General features: G+C 73.9%; 22 protein-coding genes. 7 read left to right on the top strand and 15 right to left on the bottom strand.

Annotated features, from left to right (window positions below):
- Positions 1 to 65: 65 nt before the first annotated feature.
- Positions 66 to 893, top strand: coding sequence for a hypothetical protein (locus ACWCPW_RS02165; RefSeq protein ID WP_449759673.1), 828 nt, complete (start codon positions 66 to 68; stop codon positions 891 to 893).
- 169 nt (positions 894 to 1,062) lie between these two features.
- Here the strand turns inward: ACWCPW_RS02165 and ACWCPW_RS02160 are convergent, their stop codons facing one another.
- A complete protein-coding gene (locus tag ACWCPW_RS02160) occupies positions 1,063 to 1,452 on the bottom strand; it encodes a hypothetical protein (protein ID WP_449759672.1) in 390 nt (129 codons plus the stop codon).
- A gap of 119 nt (positions 1,453 to 1,571) precedes the next feature.
- Between ACWCPW_RS02160 and ACWCPW_RS02155 the strand changes: the two genes are divergently transcribed.
- A complete protein-coding gene (locus tag ACWCPW_RS02155) occupies positions 1,572 to 1,913 on the top strand; it encodes a S26 family signal peptidase (protein WP_449759671.1) in 342 nt (113 codons plus the stop codon).
- 47 nt (positions 1,914 to 1,960) lie between these two features.
- On the opposite strand, the gene ACWCPW_RS02150 is transcribed toward ACWCPW_RS02155, so the two are convergent.
- Positions 1,961 to 2,353 (bottom strand): peptidoglycan-binding domain-containing protein, encoded by a 393-nt coding sequence (locus ACWCPW_RS02150; protein WP_449759670.1) that lies wholly within the window; start codon positions 2,351 to 2,353, stop codon positions 1,961 to 1,963.
- A gap of 501 nt (positions 2,354 to 2,854) precedes the next feature.
- Here ACWCPW_RS02150 and ACWCPW_RS02145 point away from each other — a divergent pair.
- Entirely contained in the window at positions 2,855 to 4,537 is a 1,683-nt protein-coding gene (locus ACWCPW_RS02145) for a dihydroxyacetone kinase family protein (RefSeq protein ID WP_449759669.1), read from the top strand.
- A gap of 286 nt (positions 4,538 to 4,823) precedes the next feature.
- Here ACWCPW_RS02145 and ACWCPW_RS02140 read toward each other — a convergent pair whose 3' ends face one another.
- The 6 genes from ACWCPW_RS02140 to abc-f all read right to left on the bottom strand — a co-directional run bounded on the left by ACWCPW_RS02140 (position 4,824) and on the right by abc-f (position 10,478).
- Positions 4,824 to 5,834, bottom strand: coding sequence for a serine hydrolase domain-containing protein (locus ACWCPW_RS02140; protein ID WP_449759668.1), 1,011 nt, complete (start codon positions 5,832 to 5,834; stop codon positions 4,824 to 4,826).
- Positions 5,831 to 6,775 carry a DUF6895 family protein gene (locus ACWCPW_RS02135; protein ID WP_449759667.1) on the bottom strand — a complete coding sequence of 315 codons (945 nt, stop codon included), beginning with the start codon at positions 6,773 to 6,775 and terminating at the stop codon, positions 5,831 to 5,833. Before ACWCPW_RS02135 ends, ACWCPW_RS02140 begins: the two co-directional genes overlap by 4 nt.
- Positions 6,772 to 7,509 carry a hypothetical protein gene (locus ACWCPW_RS02130; RefSeq protein WP_449759666.1) on the bottom strand — a complete coding sequence of 246 codons (738 nt, stop codon included), beginning with the start codon at positions 7,507 to 7,509 and terminating at the stop codon, positions 6,772 to 6,774. The genes ACWCPW_RS02135 and ACWCPW_RS02130 overlap by 4 nt, the downstream gene beginning before the upstream one ends.
- Positions 7,510 to 7,564: 55 nt before the next feature.
- Entirely contained in the window at positions 7,565 to 7,750 is a 186-nt protein-coding gene (locus ACWCPW_RS02125; protein ID WP_449759665.1) for a hypothetical protein, read from the bottom strand.
- A 272-nt stretch (positions 7,751 to 8,022) separates the two neighbouring features.
- Positions 8,023 to 8,907: a Vgb family protein gene (locus ACWCPW_RS02120; RefSeq protein WP_449759664.1), complete on the bottom strand. Its 885-nt coding sequence runs from the start codon at positions 8,905 to 8,907 to the stop codon at positions 8,023 to 8,025.
- Positions 8,904 to 10,478 (bottom strand): ribosomal protection-like ABC-F family protein, encoded by a 1,575-nt coding sequence (gene abc-f, locus ACWCPW_RS02115; RefSeq protein ID WP_449759875.1) that lies wholly within the window; start codon positions 10,476 to 10,478, stop codon positions 8,904 to 8,906. Before abc-f ends, ACWCPW_RS02120 begins: the two co-directional genes overlap by 4 nt.
- Before the next feature lie 359 nt (positions 10,479 to 10,837).
- Between abc-f and ACWCPW_RS02110 the strand changes: the two genes are divergently transcribed.
- Positions 10,838 to 11,446 (top strand): TetR/AcrR family transcriptional regulator, encoded by a 609-nt coding sequence (locus ACWCPW_RS02110; protein WP_449759663.1) that lies wholly within the window; start codon positions 10,838 to 10,840, stop codon positions 11,444 to 11,446.
- A gap of 112 nt (positions 11,447 to 11,558) precedes the next feature.
- On the opposite strand, the gene ACWCPW_RS02105 is transcribed toward ACWCPW_RS02110, so the two are convergent.
- From ACWCPW_RS02105 to ACWCPW_RS02095, 3 genes are all read right to left on the bottom strand, one after another.
- Positions 11,559 to 12,359, bottom strand: coding sequence for an APH(3') family aminoglycoside O-phosphotransferase (locus ACWCPW_RS02105; RefSeq protein WP_449759662.1), 801 nt, complete (start codon positions 12,357 to 12,359; stop codon positions 11,559 to 11,561).
- A gap of 132 nt (positions 12,360 to 12,491) precedes the next feature.
- Positions 12,492 to 13,517: an acyltransferase domain-containing protein gene (locus tag ACWCPW_RS02100; protein WP_449759661.1), complete on the bottom strand. Its 1,026-nt coding sequence runs from the start codon at positions 13,515 to 13,517 to the stop codon at positions 12,492 to 12,494.
- Positions 13,514 to 14,035 carry a GNAT family N-acetyltransferase gene (locus tag ACWCPW_RS02095; protein ID WP_449759874.1) on the bottom strand — a complete coding sequence of 174 codons (522 nt, stop codon included), beginning with the start codon at positions 14,033 to 14,035 and terminating at the stop codon, positions 13,514 to 13,516. Before ACWCPW_RS02095 ends, ACWCPW_RS02100 begins: the two co-directional genes overlap by 4 nt.
- A gap of 158 nt (positions 14,036 to 14,193) precedes the next feature.
- Between ACWCPW_RS02095 and ACWCPW_RS02090 the strand changes: the two genes are divergently transcribed.
- Complete coding sequence (locus ACWCPW_RS02090) at positions 14,194 to 14,937, top strand: SDR family NAD(P)-dependent oxidoreductase (RefSeq protein ID WP_406293933.1); 744 nt, start codon at positions 14,194 to 14,196, stop codon at positions 14,935 to 14,937.
- 128 nt (positions 14,938 to 15,065) lie between these two features.
- Here the strand turns inward: ACWCPW_RS02090 and ACWCPW_RS02085 are convergent, their stop codons facing one another.
- Both ACWCPW_RS02085 and ACWCPW_RS02080 read right to left on the bottom strand, forming a co-directional pair.
- Positions 15,066 to 15,590, bottom strand: coding sequence for an HD domain-containing protein (locus ACWCPW_RS02085; RefSeq protein WP_449759873.1), 525 nt, complete (start codon positions 15,588 to 15,590; stop codon positions 15,066 to 15,068).
- A 23-nt stretch (positions 15,591 to 15,613) separates the two neighbouring features.
- A complete protein-coding gene (locus ACWCPW_RS02080) occupies positions 15,614 to 16,408 on the bottom strand; it encodes a L,D-transpeptidase family protein (protein WP_449759660.1) in 795 nt (264 codons plus the stop codon).
- Positions 16,409 to 16,674: 266 nt separating this feature from the next.
- Here ACWCPW_RS02080 and ACWCPW_RS02075 point away from each other — a divergent pair, with 266 nt between their 5' ends.
- Positions 16,675 to 17,604 carry a Gfo/Idh/MocA family protein gene (locus ACWCPW_RS02075; protein WP_449759659.1) on the top strand — a complete coding sequence of 310 codons (930 nt, stop codon included), beginning with the start codon at positions 16,675 to 16,677 and terminating at the stop codon, positions 17,602 to 17,604.
- A 43-nt stretch (positions 17,605 to 17,647) separates the two neighbouring features.
- Here ACWCPW_RS02075 and map read toward each other — a convergent pair whose 3' ends face one another.
- Positions 17,648 to 18,415 (bottom strand): type I methionyl aminopeptidase, encoded by a 768-nt coding sequence (gene map / locus ACWCPW_RS02070; RefSeq protein ID WP_449759658.1) that lies wholly within the window; start codon positions 18,413 to 18,415, stop codon positions 17,648 to 17,650.
- Between the two features lie 47 nt (positions 18,416 to 18,462).
- Between map and ACWCPW_RS02065 the strand changes: the two genes are divergently transcribed.
- Complete coding sequence (locus tag ACWCPW_RS02065) at positions 18,463 to 18,729, top strand: helix-turn-helix domain-containing protein (protein WP_449759657.1); 267 nt, start codon at positions 18,463 to 18,465, stop codon at positions 18,727 to 18,729.
- A gap of 146 nt (positions 18,730 to 18,875) precedes the next feature.
- Here ACWCPW_RS02065 and ACWCPW_RS02060 read toward each other — a convergent pair whose 3' ends face one another.
- Positions 18,876 to 19,622, bottom strand: coding sequence for a TetR/AcrR family transcriptional regulator (locus ACWCPW_RS02060; protein ID WP_449759656.1), 747 nt, complete (start codon positions 19,620 to 19,622; stop codon positions 18,876 to 18,878).
- Between the last annotated feature and the right edge of the window lie 33 nt (positions 19,623 to 19,655).

Here is a 19,655-nt window from a genome sequence, read left to right as displayed (position 1 = left end):
TCTTCGCAAACCCTAGCCGGCGGGCGGCGGCCCGGGCGCCCGAACGAGCGGCCTACGCTGTGCGCATGACCCGAGACACCCTCGCCGTCGCCGAGTCGGGATTCGTCTACGTGCGCGACGACCGACCCGGGCCGATGGCCGGCGCCGCGGTCGGCGATCGGATCGTCAAGGCGGACCTGACGCCGCCGTGGATCGTGGTCGATCGGGCGTTGGCGACCGTGATCGTCTCCGACTGGCCGGGACGCCTGTACCGGGTCGCGGTGGTCCCGCCGGTGAGCGAGGCCGAGCGGGCGGCCATGGCCGAGGCCGCCGAGGGGGTGCGGGCGCCCGCTCCGTACACCCGCGCGTTCGCGGTGGACGTGCTCGCCGAGGTGCCGCCGGCCGCGTTGTTCGGGCCGCACGGCGACGCCGTGGTGGACATCCTGGACGCCGCCCGGGCGCTCACCCCGGACACCGCCGCGCGGCTCGCGGTGGCGCTCGAACCGCGGGCCGGGGCGTACTTCGGCGCGGCCTGGGACCGTTGGCTCGCCGGCGAACCGAACGCCGCCCCCTACCGTGACCGCGACCACGCGTACACGCTCTCGGTCCCCGGCGCGAGTGCGCTCGGGTCGCCGATCGGCAGAGGTTTCCTGGTCGTCTCCGGCGCGGTACGCGCCGCCGCGCGCGAACGCGGCGGCCCGGCGGCCTTCGAGACCGAGTACGACGAGGACGACGAACAGGGCGACGAGGTGTTGACCACACCGTGGAGGCGGGCGACGCACGCCCTGCTGCACGCCGCGATGGCCCTCGGCGCGCCACACCTGACGACCGAGCCGGACCGGGCGATCCTGACCGCCCCGTGGCGGGCGATCGCGAACGCGAACGTCGGCCCCGGGCGCGGCCCGGCACACTGAGCGGGCCCCGCGCCGCACCCACCCCGCCGCACCGCTAGGTCAAGCGCATCGCCCCCCGAACCGCCATGCCAAGCGCGCCGCCCCGCCCCAAGGCGCTACGCCGAGCGCGCCGCGACCGCCGAGACGAACGCGTCCGGGTCCGCGGCCGGACCCGGAGCCGGACCCGGGTTCAGGTGGGTTTCCTCGGCCCCCACGCGCCCAGGACCGTGGCCCGCTTCCGCGTCGCCACGTCCAAGCTCTCCTCCAGCACGAAGTGGCGCGGCTCGCCCACCACATCAGGCCCCGCCACGAGCGCGAAATGTGCCTCCGGCGGGAACAGCGCGGGCGGCATGCGAACCAACAGCCCGGAACCGGCGCCCAACGGGACGTGGCTCATCGCGAGGCCCTCGGCGGACAACCGCTGCTCCTCGGGCAGTCGGCTGCCCACGCCGACCCACAGGTTCGTCGTACGCGCGGTCAACTCGTCGAGGGGTGCGGCGAGCAGCCCGGCCGCGTTGCGCGGGGCGATCGAGCGGAAGACCACGTGGGCGAATCGGTAGTGGTGTCGACGGGTGCTCATGGGCGACCTTCCGGACGGCTCGCCGGGGTTGCGGGTGCCGGCCCCGGAGGCGAGAAAAAACCCGTGGCAGGCCGGGCGTTCATCCGTCATCCTGTTCCGCGATGGGGATGATGGACAGCATGGCCGCCAAGGTGGCGCACGGCGCCACCGTCGAGTTTCGCCCGCGCGGGGCCTCCATGGTCCCGCTTATCCGCAGTCGCCAACTCGTGACCGTCGCGCCGGTCGACCCGGCCCGCCTCGAAATCGGGGACATCGTGCTGACCCGGGTCGCCGGGAAGATGTACCTGCACCTGGTCTCCGCGCTGGACCGCGCCCGCGCGCGCGTGCAGATCAGCAACAACCGGGGTCGCGCCAACGGCTGGACCTCGCACGCCCGGGTGTACGGGATCTGCGTGGCGGTGGACGGCGTACCGCGACCGGGCGCGTCCCGGAAGGTACGCGCACCGGTGTCCACGGAGTAGCGCGAGCCGGGTCCGCTCTCCGGCCCGCGCGTCGGCGTCGCGGTGGTTCAGTGCAGCGAGGGGACCACGTCCCAGCAGCCGATCGTGTGCCACGACCCGGGCCCGGAGCCGATCTCCATGACCAGGTACATCACCTCGCCCAGCACCGGATCGACGATGCCGTCCTCGGGCAGGCCCAGGACGCGTTCCAGCCGCCGGGTGTCGGCGGTCGTCTCGGGGCCGTAGACGCGGTCGGGGTAGTGCGTGCTGAAGCCGGTCGAGTAGTAGATCGCCTGGACGCACTGGACGCCGAACCCGGGTGCGGTGTCGGGACCGATGTCCGGCACGCCCGGGGCGGCACCGGCGGGCACGACGGCGGGTCCGGCGAGGGCCAGGGACAGGGCCAGGGCCGCGCCGGCGAGCGCGCGGATCAGCGGTCGGCGGGTGGGGTTCCTCGGCATGGCGTTCTCCGCTCCGGCCGACCGCGCGGCGGGGCGGGGCCGGCCCAGGGTGGGGGAGAGGTGCTCGACCGCAGCAGTGTCCGCTCACCGGGGCGGTTGCGGAAGGCGCATCCCGGTATCGAACCGAATCGGCACGAGTCCATGCCGGTCGGGACGGGTCGTGCGGGGCGAGCACTCGGTGGTCGGGTACGGTCACCGGCCCGATGGACGTGCCCGATCGCCGCTCGGTGGTCGCGTACGGGCGCCCGGGCCGATCCCCGTACGGGTTCGGTGCGGCTGCGGAGTCCGGCTCGTGGTGGAAGTCCTGAGGAGGAACCACTCCCGCCACGAGCCGGGCGGCCGGTTCGGCCACCGGGGTGGTCGACCGTGCCCGGGGAACCGAGCGGCCCGTGCGCCGTCGGCCCCCCGTCCTGGACACGCGGGTGCCGCCCGTCCGGTTGCCGGCGATCCGCGACCCCCCGGTGAGGTTGGTCCGGCGCGCTTTCAGGTAGAGATTCAGCCATGAAGAAGCTGATCAATGCCGCCCGCGACGTCGTCCCCGAGATGCTCGAAGGGTTGGCGCTGGCCAATCCCGACATCGCCTTGCTGGCCGGAGAGAACGTCGCGCTGCGCGCGGACGCCCGGGCCCACGCGGAGAGCGGTCGGGTGGCGGTGATCTCCGGCGGAGGCGCCGGCCACGAACCCGCGCACGCGGGGTACGTCGGGCCCGGGATGCTCACCGCGGCCGTGTCGGGCGACGTGTTCACGTCGCCGTCCACCGACACGATCCTGGCCGCGATCCGCACCGTCGCCGGATCGGCGGGCGTGTTGCTCGTGGTCAAGTCGTACACCGGGGACCGGCTCAACTTCGGGCTCGCCGCCGAGTTGGCGCGAGCCGAGGGGATCGCGGTGGAGCTGGTCGTGGTCGCCGACGACGTGGCGCTCGCGACCGGCGACGACACCGCGGGCCGGCGCGGGATCGCCGGGACGGTGTTCGTGCACAAGATCGCGGGAGCGGCGGCGGAGGCCGGTGCGAGCCTGGCCGAGGTCAAGGCCGAGGCCGAGGCGGCGGCGCGCGCGGTCGGCACGATGGGCGTCGCGCTGACCCCGTGCACGGTGCCGGCGGCCGGTCGGCCCGGATTCGAGCTCGGCGAGGACGAGGTCGAGCTGGGCCTGGGCATCCACGGCGAGGCGGGCGTACGGCGGGACAAGATCGCGCCCGCCGACGAGTTCGTCACCGAACTGCTCGACCGGATCGTCGCGGAAACCGCACTGGCGGCCGGCGACCGGGTCGCGTTGCTGGTCAACAACCTCGGCGGCACCCCCACGATGGAGTTGGACATCGTGCTGCGCGGCGCGGTACGCGACCTGGCGGGTCGGGGCCTGGTGCTCGAACGGGCCTGGCGCGGCTCGTTCCTGACCGCGCTGGAGATGGCCGGCATGTCGTTGTCCCTGCTCCGGGTCGACGACGCCCGGCTCGCCCGCCTGGACGCGGCCACCTCGGCGCCCGCGTGGCCCACCCCGGTGGTCGGCCGGGTGGGCGAGGTCACCGTGTTGCCTGCCGCACCCGCACCCGGCGGCGCCGACGCGGGCACCGCGCTGACCGAACCCACGCAGTTGACCCGCGCGATCGAGGCGGTGTGCGCGGCGCTGATCGAGGCCGAACCGCACCTGACCGAGCTGGACCGGATCGTCGGCGACGGCGACCTGGGCATCAGCCTCTCGCGCGGCGCCGAAGCGATCGGGCGCGAGTTGCCCGGTTACGGCGGCGGCACGCCGGCCGCCGTGCTGCGCGGCCTCGCGGACACCGTGCGCCGGGCGCTCGGCGGCACGTCCGGGCCGCTGTACTCGGTGTTGTTGCTGCGCGCGGCCGGCGTCGTGGAGCAGGACGCGGGAACGCGCGGTTGGCGCGAGGCACTGGCCGCCGGCGCGCGGGCGATCGGCGAACTGGGCGGCGCCCGGGTCGGCGACCGCACCATGCTGGACGCGCTGGTACCGGCCGGCGAGGCACTGGTCGGCGGCGCGAGCCTGGTCGAGGCGATCGACGCGGCCGCGGCCGGCACCGAGGAGACCGCGACGCACAGCGCCCGTCGAGGCCGCAGCAGCTACCTCGGCGACCGCGCGATCGGCACCATAGATCCGGGCGCCGAGGCGGTGGTGATCTGGCTCCGCGCGATCGCAGATTCGCTGGACGCGGAGGACTAGGCGCGGTCCGGATCGGGGCGGATCGGATGAACGCAGGGCCGATGCGGATCCGGCCGGGCCGGGAAGCCTCCCGACCCGGCCGGACCCCCGGGCGGACTCACGCCGGGATTCCGGCCGGTCACCCGGTGGCGACCCTCGCGCCGCACCCGTCGTGGCGGCCGGCGAGCACGGCAGCGCGTGACCGGCGGGTTCGGCGGCGCGTGCGAGCGGTGGGTGCGACCGGTGGGTGCGACCGGGACGCCGATGATCGTGCCCGAACTCCGCCGCGTCGTGGGCCCGTACCCGATCAGTGCGCGATCGCCCCCGCCGCGAGTTCGCCCAGTGCGTCGTAGGCGGTCTGGAGGAACGGCGCCCTCGGTCCCGCCGCCGTGTTCACCAGCGCCGCCAGCGCGACCCCGGCCTGCGGGCTGAAGCCGACGAACGCGGTGAATCCGCGCGTCGACCCGCCGTGGAAGATCAGGTCGTACCCGGGCCGGGCCCGCAGATTCCAGACCAGGCACAGCCGATCCCCGGTGCGCGGCGGGATCAACCGGGGCCGGCGCACCTCGACCAACGCCTCGGCCAGCGACGCGGGTTGTACCGGCGCCGGGTGCAGGTGCGCGGCCAGATACCGGGTCAGATCCGTCCCGGTGCTGCGCAGCGCTCCCGCCGCGGGCAGCCCCGGCATGTCCCACGGCGGCCGGGGCCGGCCGCGCAGATAACCGGTCACCTGCGGCCCGTTCGGGTCGCACGTGGTCATCGTCAGGCCCAGCGGCACACCCAGCCGGGCCACCACCAGATCCGGATACGGCTGCCCGGCGGCGCGCGCGAGCGCGTGTCCGAGCAGCCCCACCCCCAGGTTGGAGTAGGACACCCGGGTGCCGGGGCGGCCCCGCGGCCGGGCCCGCCCGAGCAGCGCGAACAGCCGTTTCTCGTCGTAGCCCGCGTAGGGGTTCGAGTACCACGCGGGCAGCGCCGAGCGCAGCGAACCGCGCGGCAGCCGCGGCAGTCCCGAGGTGTGCGTGGCCAGGTGCAACAGCGTGATGTCGGACGACCAGCGCGGTCGTGAGCCCGGCGGCAGGTAGGTGATCAGCGGGTCGTCCAGCCGCGCCTCGCCGCGCGCGACCGCGTCGGCGAGCAGCAGCGCGGTGAACGTCTTGGTCACCGAGCCCAGTTCGAACCGCGAGTCGGCGTCCACCGCCGTACCGCGACACACCACCGAGTGCTCGCCGGCCCGGATGGTGGCCACGACCAGGGCACCCGTGGCCGGCACACCCCGCAGCAGCGGCGCGATCGGCGCCGCGTTCGGGTCGCTCACCCGAGCGCGGGCTCGGGCGCGTTGCCCAGCGAACGGGCCAACGTGATGGTGCCGGCCACGATCGCGACCACCGCCGTGTGTTCGTGGTCCTTGAACGCCCGTTGCGGGTCGTCGTCCACGGGATCCGCGTCGCGCGGCAGCAGCCCGTTGGGGAGCTGCGCCGCCGCGAGCGTCTCCCAGCCCTGCGCGTCGCACACCGGCTCGGGCAGGCACGCGTCGACGATCAGCAACTCGCCCACCAGGTCGTACTGGGAGACCTCGGCCCACACGTCCACCCAGACCGGGAGCCACGCCCGCAGGTAGTCGCCGATCTCGGCGGGGAGCAGTTCCGGATGCGCGCCCCAGTCGGTGATGTGGAACACCGCGTGCGTCATGTGGTACGCGGTCATCCAGTCGATCACCCACGGCTCGGGGGTCATGCCCAGCCACGAGTCGGCGGCCAGCGCGGGCCAGTTCGGCCGGTGGGCCAGTCCCGCGACGCGGCTCGCGTTGGCCACCGCGAGGCGGCGGTTGGGCATCATCTCGATCGCGTGTACCGACCGCAGCCCGGACAGGTGCGCCAGCAGCGTGTCCATCGGCTCGTGCCGGATGCCCGCCCGCACGAAGTGCGCGTACGTCTCCAGCGGGTCGGTCAGCAGCGGGTGTCGCACCTGGCGTTCGTAGAGGAAGTCACCGTCGCGGAACTGCCCCCAGGCGAACTCGATCAGCGCCCGCGCGGCGGCCAGGTCGGCGGGCCCGGCGACGCCCTCGCGCAGCACCAGCGAAGTGGCCAGCGCGGTCTCGCCGAGCGGTTTGTACGCGCTGTCGCGGTCGTTGAAGTCGACCACGGTGTGCGTGGGCAACGGCCCGAACCGCGCGTTCTCGTGCAGCCAGCGCAGCGCCCGCGAGCCGATCGTGTGGGCGGTCCTGAGCACGTCCGCCCGGACCAGTCCCCCGGTCATGAGTCCTCCAGTGCGGTCACGTGCTGCGCGATGCGGGTGTCGAGCACGGTGCGGGTGCTGCCGCCGCCGAAGAGTCGGACGTGGCGCAACAGCGGGTCCAACTCCAAGGGGAAGGCGACCCCGTCGGCGGCCACGAAGGCGAGCCAGCGGGCGATCCGGGCGGCGGTGCGGTAGTCGCGGCGCAACATCGCGCGCACCACCCCGCGCGCCAGCGAGTCGGCGTTTCCTCGGGCGGCGGCGTGGATCGGGCCGTCCAGGCCGGGCAGGGCCAGGGAGGAGAGTTGGGCCATCCGCACCGACCAGGCCTGCCAGGTCGTCGCGTCGGCGACCTGCGCGCCGTCGCCCGGCAGCGGGACGTCGACGGCCAGGCCGAAGCGGGTCAGCGTGCGGGCGGTGGCCCAGTCGCGCCAGGTGATGATCCACGCGGTCTCGGGCGAGGCGCCCAGCGTGTCGGGCGGGAACAGGTCGAACGCGCGGGCGGCGGCCTCGGCCTGATCGGCCGGCAGCGGCGTGCCGCGCAGTACGTGCGGGGCGAACGCGTCGGAGCCCAGGACGCGCAGCCCGGGCAAGTCGGCGTCGCGGTCGTGCGGTTCGGCCGCCCAAGGATCGGTGGCGGCGAATCCGGCGGGCACGACCGTGCCCTCGACGTCCATGAGGACGCCGAGGGCACGGCCCGCCACTCGCTCGACCGCCGCCGTGTAGTCCTCGTGCGGCGAGGTCTCGGCGAAGGGCATGGTTCTAGATCAACTTCCCGTCGGAACCGGTGATGTCGCGGACATCCGATCCGGCCTAGCGCTCCTTCGGGGGCTTCGGCGACAGCAGCAGGCCGAGCACCAGCAGTCCGCCACCGATGTCCTCGGGCGCGAACAGCGGCGCGTCACTGATGGTCGTCTCCTCCTCGATCATGAGCGTCGCGACGGTTCCCGCCTGGGTCGGCGTAACCGGCGTGGACTGACGGGCGTGTTGGGTAAGCATCCGGTGCTCCCTCATCGTGACTTCAATCGCCGGGCTCGACGACGCCCCCGTGCTTTCGACCATAGGCACTTTTTAGGAGCCTTTGCATTATTTGACGTGCGTCGCGGGGATGATTCCCTCGTATGCGCGGGCGCGTTCCGGGCGCGTCCCGGGGGCGCGCGAGGGGAGCGCGGAACGGGTGGGGAGTGGACGGGGAAGGGCCGAACGGACGGGTCCGGCCGGCTCGCCGCAGCCGCGTGAATCGGCGCTCACCAGCGGGTTTTCGGTGTCGTTCAGGGGGTGATCCGGGCCAGGGCGCCGATCTCCAGGGCGACCCAGATCGCGCCGTCCGGACCCTGGGTCAGGCCGTGCGGTTCGGCGGCCGGCGTCGGCAAGTCGTACTCCGTCAGGGTGTTTTCCCCGGCGAGTCGGCCCACCCGATTGGCACCCCATTCGGTGAACCAGCAGTTGCCGTCCGTGTCCAGCGCAACCGCGTGCGGGCGAGACTGCGGGTCCGGCAGCGGGAATTCGGTGATTTCCCCGTTCGGGCCGAGTCGGCCGATCGCACCCGCGCCGATCTCGGTGAACCACAGCGCGCCGTCCGGGCCGGCCGCGATTCCGACCGGCGCCGCGCCTTTGCCGGGCAGTGCGTGGATGCTCACCTCGCCGCTCGTGGTGATCCGCCCGATCGCGTCGGCGGCGTTCAGCGTGAACCACAACGCGCCGTCGGCGCCGGTGGTGATCGCGGACGGGAACGCGTCCGCGATCGGCAGCGCGAAGCCGGTGACCCGGCCGGACGGGTCGATCCGACCGATGCGGTTCGCGACCGTCTCGGTGAACCACAACGCGCCGTCCGGGCCTGCGGTGATCCCGAACGGGCCGGACCCGGCGGTGGGCAGGTCGAAGTGGGTCACCGCGCCGGCGACGGTGATCCGGCCGATCCGGTGGGCCTTGTACTCGGTGAACCACAACGCGTCGTCGGGACCGGTGACCAGCACGGTCGGTCCGCAGCCGGGATCGCCGAGATCGTGGAGGGTGTGCGTCCCGGCCGGGTCGAGTCGGCCGATGCGACCGGCGTGCACGAGGGTGAACCACAGTGCGCCGTCCGGGCCCGAGACGATCGCGTACGGACCGGAGTCAGGCACGGTGATCGGGAGTTCGCGGATATCGGGGGTCATACGAGCACTCCCTCGGTCAGGTGGATCCGGGTGCCGATGAACCGGTCGTGCAGCGTGCGGTCGTGGGAGACCACGACCAGGGCGCCGGAGTAGGCGTCGAGCGCCTGTTCCAGTTCCTCGACCAGTGTGGGCGAGAGGTGGTTGGTCGGCTCGTCCAGCAGCAGGACGTCGGCCGGTCGGTCCAACAGCCGGGCCAGGGCCAGGCGTTGGCGTTGGCCGACGGACAGCGCGCCGACCCGGGTGCCGAACGTCTCGGCGGACAGCAGGCCGCCGGCGAGCAGTCGGTCGCGGTGTTCGTCGAGCCCGCCCGGTCGACCGGCCGCGTAGGTGGCGAGCACCGTGCGGGACGGGTCGGCGAAAACCGGTTCCTGGGCCAGTCGGCCGATCCGGCCGCGGCGGCGCACGGTGCCCGTGTCCGGTTCCAGGGCGCCGGCCAGGACCCGCAGGAGGGTGGTCTTGCCCGCGCCGTTGGCGCCCTGGACGAGCAGCCGATCGCCCGCCTCGATCCGGAGGTCGTCGACGACCAGGCGATCCGCGACCCGGATGCCGCGTGCCTCGATCAGCGGGCCGGAGGTCGCGCCGGTGCGGATTCCGGTGGTGAAGCGCAGCGGTTCGGGCGGTGCGACCACCGGGTTCGCGCGCAATCGGCGCAGCCGTTCGCGGCCCTGGCGGACCCGGCTCGCCACCGAGTTCTGCACCCGGCCCGCGTTGCGGTCGTAGGCCATCTTGTTGTTGTCCTTGGCGGCCCGGCCCGGTGCGACCCGGTGCGCTGTGGTCGCGGCGAAGCCCTCGGCCTCGCGGATCTCGCGGTTCCAGTCGGCGTACGCCTGCGCGCGGCGGGCGCGGTCGGCGAGCCGGGCGGCGCGGTACGCGGTGTAGTCGCCGCCGTATCGGGTCACGGTGCCCGCCTCGACCTCGACGATCGCGCGGACCACCCGGTCCAGGAACAGGCGGTCGTGCGAGATCGCCACCACGGTGCCGGGGTGTTCGCGCAGGCGTTCCTCCAGCCAGGTCAGGGACGTCGCGTCGAGGTGGTTGGTCGGTTCGTCGAGCAGCATCACCTCGGGGGCCGAGGCGAGCAGGCAGGCCAGGCCCAGGCGGGCCCGTTCGCCGCCGGAGAGCGCGTCGAGGCGGCGGTCGGGCGGGATCGCGCCGAGACCGAGGGCCTGGATCGCCCGGCCGGTGCGGGCGTCGGCGTCGTAGCCGCCGCGGGCCTCGAAGGCGGTGAGCAGGTCGCCGTACTCGGTCAGGCGCGCCTCGGTCAGATCGGCCTCCACCTCGCGCAGGCGGCGCTCGATGGCGCGCAGGTCGGCGAGGGCGGCGTCGATCGCCTGCCGCACGGTGTGGCTGCCGGGCAGGTCGAGGGTCTGGCCGAGATGGCCGATGCCGCCGGTGCTCGCGACGGTCACGGTGCCGTCGTCGGGGGTCTCCAGGCCGGCGATCAGGCGCAGCAGCGTGGACTTGCCGGAGCCGTTCTCGCCGACGATGCCCACCCTCTCCCCGGGTTTCACGGTCAGTGAGACGTCGGTGAGGACCGGGTGGTCGGCGAAGGTCTTGGCGACGTTACGCAGTGTGAGCTGGGTGGTGCGGCCGGTGCGGGATGTGCGGGTGGCATCGGTGGTGGGAGTGGTGCGCTTGGGGGACAAGAGGGGACTCCAGGGGGTGCTGCGAACGGGTCGGCGGGGTGACGGTGTTCGTTGCCCGGGTCATGGCTGCGGCGCTCCCTGGTGGGTCGAGTGGTGTGCGTGGACGGCTGGGCCTTCGAGAAGCAAATGCAACTCGGTTGCGTTAGGATGAGTATGACGGATGGAGAGGCACTAATGCAACAGGGTTGCTTTTGGTCGTCGCGGACGTGGCTGATCCCGGTTCGGCCGGTCCCGTCGCTTCGGTCGCTTCGGCTGCTTCGGCCGGTCCGGACCGGCGGTGGCGGGTGAGTGGCGTCGGGGCGGTGCGGCCCGGTGGGCGGACCGCGCGGACGCGGGACGCGGTACGGCGGGCGACGCTGGCCGAGTTGGCCGAGAAGGGCTTCGACGGGCTGACCGTGGAGGCCGTTGCCGCGCGCTCGGGAGTGCACAAGACGACGGTCTACCGCCGTTGGCGGAACGCGGCGGGGCTGGCCGCCGACGCGCTGGACCTGGCGGCCGAGGAGTCGTGGCCGCTGCCGGACACCGGCACGATCGGCGGCGACCTGCGGGCGATCACCGCGCTGGTGGTGGCCGGCTTCGCGGACCCCGAACGCGGACCCACCGCCCGGGCGCTGGTGGCCGCCGCGGTGCACGAGCCGACCATGGGCGAAGCCCTGCACGAATTCCTGATCGGCCGGCTCGGTCAGGCCGAGGCGGTGGTCGAACGGGCGGTCGCGCGTGGCGAGTTGCCGGTGGGTACCGATGCGGGCGAGGTGGTCCGGGTCGCCGTCGGCGGGCTGTACTACCGGTTGTTCATCACCCGCGAGCCGGTCGACGCCGGCCAGGCGCGGCGCGCGGCGGACGCGGCGGTGGCGGCGGCGCGCGCGGGGGTCTTCGTGCTCGACCGGGCCTGAGCGGCCGAACGGGCCGACGGGGCCGTCCGAGCCGACCGGGCCGAGCGGCCGAGCCGGTGGCGTCGGCGGGAGCGGACCGCCCCCGCGCCGGGTGGGTGGCGCCGGGTTCGGTTCAGCAGAACTCGTCGAGGAGACGGTAGAACTCCAGACGCTTCGGATCCAGGGTGCCCTGCGGGTCGTAGCGGGCGAGGAAGCGGGCCGCGTGGGCGGGGGAGTACTGCGCGTCGTCGTCGTTGTGGAGGCTGCGGGTGAGCAGGGCCGGGTCGGCGTGGCGGTCGGTGCGGCCCAGACGGCCGAGGTCGATCAGGCCGGTGACCCGCATGGTGTCCGGGTCGAGCAGGATGTTGGGCGGGCAGTAGTCGCCGTGGCCGACGACCGGGTCCTCGGTGGTCGGTACGGTCGCGGTCAGCTCGGCGAGGAGTTCGGGGCCGGTCTGTCCCAGGCGGTGTTCGTCCAGGTCCTCCAGGTCGACCAGGCCGGCCGTGATCGCGTATTCGGCGGCGGGGACCGCGACCGCGAGACTGCGGTCGAACGGGCAATCGGCTACCGGGAGTTCGTGCAAGGCGCGGGCCATGTCGGCGAGCGCGTCGACGACCGCGTCGCGTTGCTCGACCGGCCAGGGGTCGGCCGCCGAGCGGCCGGGCACGGCGCGGGTGAGCAGCCAGCCGTCGCGCGCGTCGACGTCGTACTCGAGAATCTCGGCGACCGGGAGCCCCTGCTTCGCCGCCCACAGACCTCGGTCCACCTCGGCGGAGAGGTGGAAGCCGGAATCCGGGTGGGCGCTGGGCGCACCGACCTTGAGGTAGAACTCCTCACCCCGGCGCCGCAGTCGGTGGACCCCGGCTCCGGACTTGCCGGCCGTGACCGGCTCCCACGTGTACGCCGCGAACCGCCGTCGAAGATCGTCCGTCATCCCGCCATCCTCACCCGAGCACCACCCCCACCGCCGGCGGATTTCCCGTCCGCGCCCGGCGGCCAACCGGCGCTTGGGCGTCGCCCCGGAGCCGGCGTCCCGCACCGGGCGTCGGCGGGGGTGGGCGTGGGGTCAGAGTTCGAACCAGCCGGTGCGGGTGTGCCAGTGGTGGCCGGTGCGGAGGTGGTCGCCGATGGCGCGTTGCAGGGTGGTGTCGCGGGGGAGGGATTCCGGGGGCAGGTCGGGGTCGCCGAAGACGAAGCCGATCGGGGCGGCGTCCTCGGGCGGGTGGCCGGCCGGCTCGGTGTGCAGGTGGAAGCGGCGTTGGAAGCGGATGATGTTGGCGTGCTCCGGGAGGTATGCGCGCAGTTGCGGATCCAGCAGCCACGAGCCGCAGACCGCCACCGCGTAGCGCTCGGTCGGGAAGTGGCGCCGGAAGAACTCGCGGGCCAGCCGCAGCGATTCGTCGCACGCGGCCGGGGTCAGCGGTCCGTGGAAGTCCGGGATGTGCAGCGCCAGCGCCGGATCCTCGGCCCGGTACGGGAGCCCCAGCGCGGCGGCGCTCGCGGCGGCCCGACCGAGCAGGAACGTGCGTTGGAACTGCAGCCGACCCAGGTGATAGAGCTCACCGCGAAAGTGCAGCTTGGGCCAGTGCAGCGCGAGCAGACCACCGATGCCGTGCCGGCGCCGGTGCACCGCGACGTGCCGGCCGAGGTCGGCGAGCGTTCGGCGGGACACCTCCGGCGGGATGCCGAGGGAGCGATGGTAGGCCAGCACGTACGGGCGCGCGGCGATGAACACGTACACGTGGAACCAGCGGCCGACCGCGCCCCACGCGGGCGGCAACGGAGGGATCTCCAGGTGTTCCTCGACCGTGCCGACGCCCGCGACCAGGGCCCGCACGGCGCGTTCGAACAGCTCGCGCACCTGCGGGTCGGCGAGCAACGCCGCCCGGGTGGCCACGAGTTCGTTGAAGTCCTCGTGCGGGACGGACAGGTCCAGGAGTACCGCGACCAGGTCGTCGTCGGCGGGCAGGGCCACCTCGACGCCGGTGTCGAAGCCGGCCAACGTGTCGATCCAGGCGGCCAGGCGCGGATCCGCGCGGAGCGGTTCCCGGGCGTCGGTCGCCGGTCCGCCCGGCCCGCGCGGTCCGGTCACGCCGATGGTGTGCGCAGGTCGACGGAACAGAAGACCTTGTCGTAGCGGGTCGTGCCGATCGCGACGAAGTCGTGCAGCCGGCCGTACTCGACGAAGCCCAGCGAGCGGTAGAGGTGCAGCGCGTTGTCGTTGTCGCCGCGTGTGTCGAGGGTGAGGATCTCGATGGCCCCGGCGCGCGCGTCCTCGATCAGCGCCGCCGTCAGCGACCGGCCGATCCCGCGACCGTGCGCGGACCGGGCCACCGCGAGCTTCTCCAGATCGGCGTTGGGTCGGTGGGTGGGCCGGGTGTACCGGCGCCAGTAGCCGAAGCCGAGCAGTTCCTCGCCCGCGTACGCGAACCGCAGCGCCGCGTTGCCGGAACGCTGGGCCCGGGCCAGCTCGGCGAGCAGTGCGGCCACCTCGGCGAGCGGCGGCGGGTCGACCCACCCGAGCGCCGCACCGCCCAGGACCAGATCGGTCAGGATCGTGTGCACCGGTTCGGCCGCGCGCTCGGCGGCTTCCGGTCCGCGCAGCACGATCCGCCGGCTGTCCTCGTACTCGTCTGGGTTCGCGCCGGCGTCCGCCGCCGTTCGGGCGGATGCGCTCGCGTCAACGTTCACCGTCACGCAGGCAAGGTTATTGAGTCGGGCCGTTCGTGGGGAACGGGCCGGCGGGCGGGATCCGGCAGACTGTGCGGGTGAGTGGAACCGTTTTGGTCCTCGGGGGCCGCAGTGAGATCGGGTTGGCGGTCGCCGAGCGGCTGGCCGCGCGCGGGGCGCGGACCATCGTGCTGGCGGCGCGTCGCAGCTACGACCTCGACGACGAGGAGGCGCTGCTGCGCAAGGCCGGCGCGCCGCACGTGGATCGGGTCGAGTTCGACGCCGACGACCTGGCCGGGCACCGCCCGATGCTGGACGAGGTGATCGCCCGGCACGGCCCGCTCGACGTCGTGGTCACCGCCTTCGGCATCCTCGGCGATCAGCGCCGGGCCGAGTCGGACGCGGCACACGCGGTCGCCGTCGTGCACACCGACTACACGGCGCACGTGAGCATCCTCACCCACCTGGCCACCGTGCTGCGCGCGCAGGGACACGGTCGGTTGATCGTGTTCTCGTCGGTGGCGGGTGTGCGGGTGCGGCGGGCGAACTACGTGTACGGCTCGGCCAAGGCCGGTTTGGACGGTTTCGCGAGCGGCCTGGCCGACGCGCTCGCGGGCAGCGGGGTGCGGCTGCTGCTGGTCCGGCCCGGCTTCGTGGTGGGCCGGATGACCGAGGGCATGTCGCCCGCGCCGCTGTCCAGCACGCCGGATCAGGTGGCCGACGCGACGGTCCGGGCGCTGCTGCGCGGGAAGGGCGAAGTGTGGGTGCCGGCGGCGCTGCGGCCGGTGTTCGCCGGGATGCGGGTGTTGCCTCGGCGGGTGTGGCGCAGGTTGCCGCGCTGAGTCTTCCTGTGAGAGGCGGGCGGGGGTGGGCCGGCCGGTCGCGATGAGCGTGCTGTCGTGCCGGTCGCGAACGTCCGTGCCCGTCGCGACGTCCGCGCGCGTCGCGGTGTCCGTGCCGGTCGCGACGGTCAGAGCAGCAGTGTGTCGGTGTCGATCGAGGTCAGGAAGTCGTCGAGGGCCTGGAAGGTTTCCCACTCGGGGCGGCCGGAAGCGGTCGCGAGCAGCGTGACCAGGGCCTGTTCCAGGGCCGCGACGCGCTTGCCCTTCCAGGCCTTGTCGGCCAGGCTCACGAGCAGTTCGTCCGGATCATCCGGATCCCACGCCGCGTGGGTGCGGGCGAAGCGGGCCCGGGCGGGTGGGACGCCCTGGGCGGTCAACAGGTCGTAGCCGGCCTGCTCGTGGCACGAACCGGGCCCGGCCAACTCTTCCGGGTGCAGGGTCTTGCCGATGTCGTGGGTGGCGGCGCCGAACAGCACCGCGTCGCGGTCGAAGGCCAGTTCCGGGCAGGTCGCCGCGACCCAGTCGCACAGCCGGTACGCGACGTCGTGCACGATGCGCAGGTGTTCGACCAGGCGTGGGCAGGGGGTGAGTTGATCCAGGAGGGTGGCCACTTCGGCGGGCAGCGGACGGAGCTTGGCGGAGGTCACCCGCACAGCGTAGGAGTGCCGCCCGGCCGTCAGGAAGCGGGACCGCCCAGGGTCAGCGTCCACGCGTCGCCCATCAGCACGACCGGGTGCGCCGCCGGATCCAGCGCGCGCAACAGCGCCACGACCCCTTCGGCGGGCAGCGTCACACAGCCGTGGGTCGGGCCGCCGTGGTCGATGTGCAGCCAGATTCCGCCGCCGAACGCGTCGCCGCGCGGGCGGTCCGGGTCCAGCGGAGAGGTGCCGGGCACCCGGTTGTAGTCGATCGCGATCACATGGTCGAAGGTGCCCGCCAGGGGTTCTCCGGCGAAGCCCGTGCCGTCGATGGCGAAGTCGTCGGATCGGTCGTAGGACAGCCTGGTGCCGGGGTCGGGCTCCAGCCCGCCCGCGTCGGTGAGCGTGTACACGCCGATCGGTGAGCGCAGGTCGTCCTCGTGGTGGTCGGGCGTCCAGCCGAGCCGGCCGTTGTGCGCGGGCCACGTCCCTCGAGGTTGCCAGCCGTTCGGTTCGCGGGTCCAGAACGAGGCGGCGGCCGAGTCGGTATCCCGGCCCTCGCCGACGACCAGCAGCAACTGGGTGGTCTCGACCGGGATTTCGGCCGCCCAGCGGGGCCCGACACCGGGCGGGACGACGACCGGCCGCGGCTCCGGGAACGGAACGCCGGTCGGCCCCGGATTCGCTCCGCCGGCCGCGCCCACTCCGGTGCCCGCTGCCGCGTTCGCGTCGAACCGTGCCCCGGCGGCGGCCGCGGTGCGGGCGGCGGGTACGGCGATGAGGGTGAGTGCGACCGGTGCGGCACGAAACAGCGAGCGTCGGGAGATCGTCATTCGTCCACCACTACCCGCTCTTCGGGAACCATTCGCGCAGGGCGGGCGGTGTGTCCGCGGGCGCCACCCGGTCGGCCGTGTCGGGTGTCACTCGTCGGTGCACGCGAGGCGGCGTACGGCGGGGGCCGATCGGGCCGGCGAACCGCGACCGTGCCGAACGGGCCGGCGTGCCGTCGGGTCGGCGGAGCCGGGTCGGGTGGGCGTGGTCTGATGGGCCTGGTCGGTGGGTGGCGGGTGGGTCGGGGTTCGGTGGTGGAAGGGGAAGTATGCGGGTCGGCGTGCTGGGAGTCGGGCGGATCGGGGCGTTTCACGCCCGGGCGTTGGGTGCGATCGAGGCGGTCGAGCGGGTCGTGGTCGCGGACGCGGACCACGGGCGGGCCGAGGCGTTCGCCGCGCGGGCCGGGGTCGAGCCGGCGGGGCTGGAGAAGGTGTACGGCATGGTCGACGCGGTCGTGATCGCGGCGCCGACGGCGGTGCACGTGGAGTTGTTGCGACGGGCCGCCGACGCGGGGCTGCCGATCCTGTGCGAGAAGCCGATCGCGCTCGACCCGGCGATCGCGCGTGATGTCGTCGGGTATGTCGAGGCGCGTGGCGCCGGGTTGCAGGTGGGCTTCCAGCGTCGGTTCGATCCGATGTACGTCGCGGCGCGCGAGGCGGTGCGCGCGGGCACGCTCGGCACGGTGACCCGGGTGCACGCGGTGAGCGTGGACCGCCGGCCGCCGCCGCCCGAGTTCGTGCCCACCTCGGGCGGGATCTACCGGGACACGCACATCCACGACTTCGACATCGTGCCCTGGGTCACCGGCGTGCCGATCGTCGAGGTGACCGCGATCGGCGCGAACCGGGGCGCGGCGGTGTTCGCCGAGAACGACGACGTCGACGTCTCGGCGGTGCTCTTCCGCCTCGCCGACGGCACCCTGGGTACCGCGCACGCGGGCCGCAACCACGAACCTGGCTACGACGTGCGCCTGGAAGTGGCCGGCACGGACGGTACGCACGCGTGCGGCGGAGTCACCGAGGGCGACTTCCTCACCCGATTCGGCGATGCGTACCGCGCCGAGCTCGCCGCCTTCGTGTCCATGGCCGCCGGCCGAACCCCGAGCCCCTGCCCCGGGCCGGCGGCCCTCGCCGCCCAGGCCGTCGCCGAGGCCTGCGTCGTCTCCCGCCGCGAGGGCCGCACCGTGCGCGTCGGGTAGCGCCGGCCGGGCCGAACTCGCCGGTCGCCGCTGCCGCGGCAGGTCAGGGGAGGGTCAGGATCTCCGGGCCGGAATCGGTGATGGCGATGGTGTGTTCGATGTGGGCGGCTCGGCTGCCGTCGGCGCTGTGGATGGTCCAGCCGTCCTTGGCGGTGAAGCAGCGGTCCTTGCCGCCGGCGATGAGCATCGGTTCCAGGGCCAGGGCCAGACCCGGGCGCAGGAGCATGCCCCGGCCCGGGCGGCCCTCGTTGCGTACGTGCGGGTCCTCGTGCATCGTGCGGCCGATGCCGTGGCCGCCCAGGTCCTGCGGCATGCCGTAGCCGGCCTCGCGGGCGACCGCGCCGATCGCGGCGGAGATGTCGCCGAGCCGACCGCCGGGGACGGCCGCCGCGATGCCCGCCTCCAGCGCGCGGCGGGTCGTCGCGATCAGTTCGAGGTCGCTCGGGCGCGGCGTGCCGACGGTGAAGGTGATCGCGGCGTCGCCGGTCCAGCCGCGCAGGGTCGCGCCGAAGTCGACGCTCAGCAGGTCGCCGTCGCGCAGCCGGTAGTCCGTCGGGATGCCGTGGACCACGACGTCGTTGACCGACGCGCAGATCACGCCCGGGAACGGCACCGGCGCGGACCAGGGCTTGTAGCCCAGGAACGGGGACGTGGCCCCGGCCTCGCGCAGCACGGCGTGCGCGACCTCGTCCAACTCCTTGAGCGACACGCCGATGGCGGCGGCCTTGCGGGTCGCCTCCAGGGCATTCGCCACGATACGGCCGGCCTCGCGCATCGCGGCGATTTCGGCTCGGGTTTTGATCTCGACCACGAGGTCCCTCCTCGACCAATTCTTATACCGGTATTAGTATCATGGTCATGGTCCGAACCCCACTGACCCCACTGGAGCGCGAGCGCGGCCTGCATCTGGGCGCGTTGTTGCGCGGTGCGCGCGGCGAGCGCAGCATCGGCCACGTCGCCATCGCGGCGGGTCTGTCGCCGGAAACACTGCGCAAGATCGAGACCGGGCGCGCGCCCACACCCGCGTTCTTCACGATCGCCGCGCTCGCTCTGGAACTGGGCCTGTCCCTGGACCAGGTCGCGGCGGCGTGCGCGATCCCGGATCCCGACGTGCTCTCGGCTTAGGTTTCGTCCGCCCGAGGCCCCGGTCCGTCCACGGCTGGTCCCGTCCACGGCGGCTCGGTCCCTCCGGGGCTGGGCGCCGGGGGTGGCTCGGCGCCATCTGTGGCCCGGCCCCGCCCGGGCCTCGGCGCCGTCCGGCGGGCTCGGGCTCAGCCGGTCGGTTCGCCCGGGCGGTCCACCGGTGCGCCCGGTCGGTGGATCAGCGCCTGGATGCTCGCGATCAGCAGGTCCACCGTGAAGGCGAACTGTTCGTCGATCGAGTCCACCGGGACCGTCGCGGCGATCCGGCCCGTGGTGGGCAGTTCGGCGCTCGCGGCCGCCCCGGGGGGCAGCCACGCGGCGGGGGCGGCGTCCCAGGTCGCGGGGTCGAGGTCGGCGGGCGGCGCGTCGTGCCAGGCGTCGTTGAGCCGCACGAACGCCGCGACCCGCAGGACCAGTTCGCGGAAGATCCGGTTCGCGGTGACCGGGTCCAGGCCGATCGCGACCAGGAAGGTCAGGATCGCCTCGTTGTTGCGCAGTGTGCGTGGGTGGATCGCGGCGGTGAGGTTCTCGTCCACCGCGATGGTCACCGCGCGCGGGTGTCGGCGGTACCACGCGCGCATCCCCGCGCACAGCTCGCGCACGCTCTCGGCCGGGCGGGCCGGGTCCAGCTCGGGCACCAGCCAGTCCGACTGCCAGGCCAGCGCGGCCAGTTCGAGTACGGCCCGGCGGTCCGTCGCGTAGTTGTACAGCGCGCGCGGCGACACCCCCAGGTGCGCGGCGAGCGAGCGCATGGTCAGTTCCGCCCCGCCGTCGCGCGCGACCAACTCCAGCGCGGCCCGGCCGATGCCCTCACGGGTGAGGGTCGGCCGACCACCGCGATGGGTGGGGCGCTTGCGGGTGGGGCCGGTGGACATGACGCCCAGGATAGGCCGGGCCGATCGGCCGGC

The organism is Embleya sp. NPDC001921 (genome assembly GCF_053594475.1).
The sequence above is the reverse complement of the archived record's forward strand: the minus strand, read 5'-3'. Positions and strand labels throughout refer to the sequence as shown.

Coding starts and splice junctions, on each gene's coding strand:
- ACWCPW_RS02145 (WP_449759669.1), top strand. CDS start 2,855: ATGAAGAAGCTGATCAATGCCGCCCGCGACGTCGTCCCCGAGATGCTC.
- ACWCPW_RS02125 (WP_449759665.1), bottom strand. CDS start 7,750: ATGCTTACCCAACACGCCCGTCAGTCCACGCCGGTTACGCCGACCCAG.
- ACWCPW_RS02150 (WP_449759670.1), bottom strand. CDS start 2,353: ATGCCGAGGAACCCCACCCGCCGACCGCTGATCCGCGCGCTCGCCGGC.
- ACWCPW_RS02080 (WP_449759660.1), bottom strand. CDS start 16,408: ATGACGATCTCCCGACGCTCGCTGTTTCGTGCCGCACCGGTCGCACTC.
- ACWCPW_RS02060 (WP_449759656.1), bottom strand. CDS start 19,622: ATGTCCACCGGCCCCACCCGCAAGCGCCCCACCCATCGCGGTGGTCGG.
- ACWCPW_RS02160 (WP_449759672.1), bottom strand. CDS start 1,452: ATGAGCACCCGTCGACACCACTACCGATTCGCCCACGTGGTCTTCCGC.
- ACWCPW_RS02065 (WP_449759657.1), top strand. CDS start 18,463: ATGGTCCGAACCCCACTGACCCCACTGGAGCGCGAGCGCGGCCTGCAT.
- ACWCPW_RS02155 (WP_449759671.1), top strand. CDS start 1,572: ATGGCCGCCAAGGTGGCGCACGGCGCCACCGTCGAGTTTCGCCCGCGC.
- ACWCPW_RS02075 (WP_449759659.1), top strand. CDS start 16,675: ATGCGGGTCGGCGTGCTGGGAGTCGGGCGGATCGGGGCGTTTCACGCC.
- ACWCPW_RS02120 (WP_449759664.1), bottom strand. CDS start 8,907: ATGACCCCCGATATCCGCGAACTCCCGATCACCGTGCCTGACTCCGGT.
- ACWCPW_RS02130 (WP_449759666.1), bottom strand. CDS start 7,509: ATGCCCTTCGCCGAGACCTCGCCGCACGAGGACTACACGGCGGCGGTC.
- ACWCPW_RS02105 (WP_449759662.1), bottom strand. CDS start 12,359: ATGACGGACGATCTTCGACGGCGGTTCGCGGCGTACACGTGGGAGCCG.
- ACWCPW_RS02165 (WP_449759673.1), top strand. CDS start 66: ATGACCCGAGACACCCTCGCCGTCGCCGAGTCGGGATTCGTCTACGTG.
- ACWCPW_RS02135 (WP_449759667.1), bottom strand. CDS start 6,775: ATGACCGGGGGACTGGTCCGGGCGGACGTGCTCAGGACCGCCCACACG.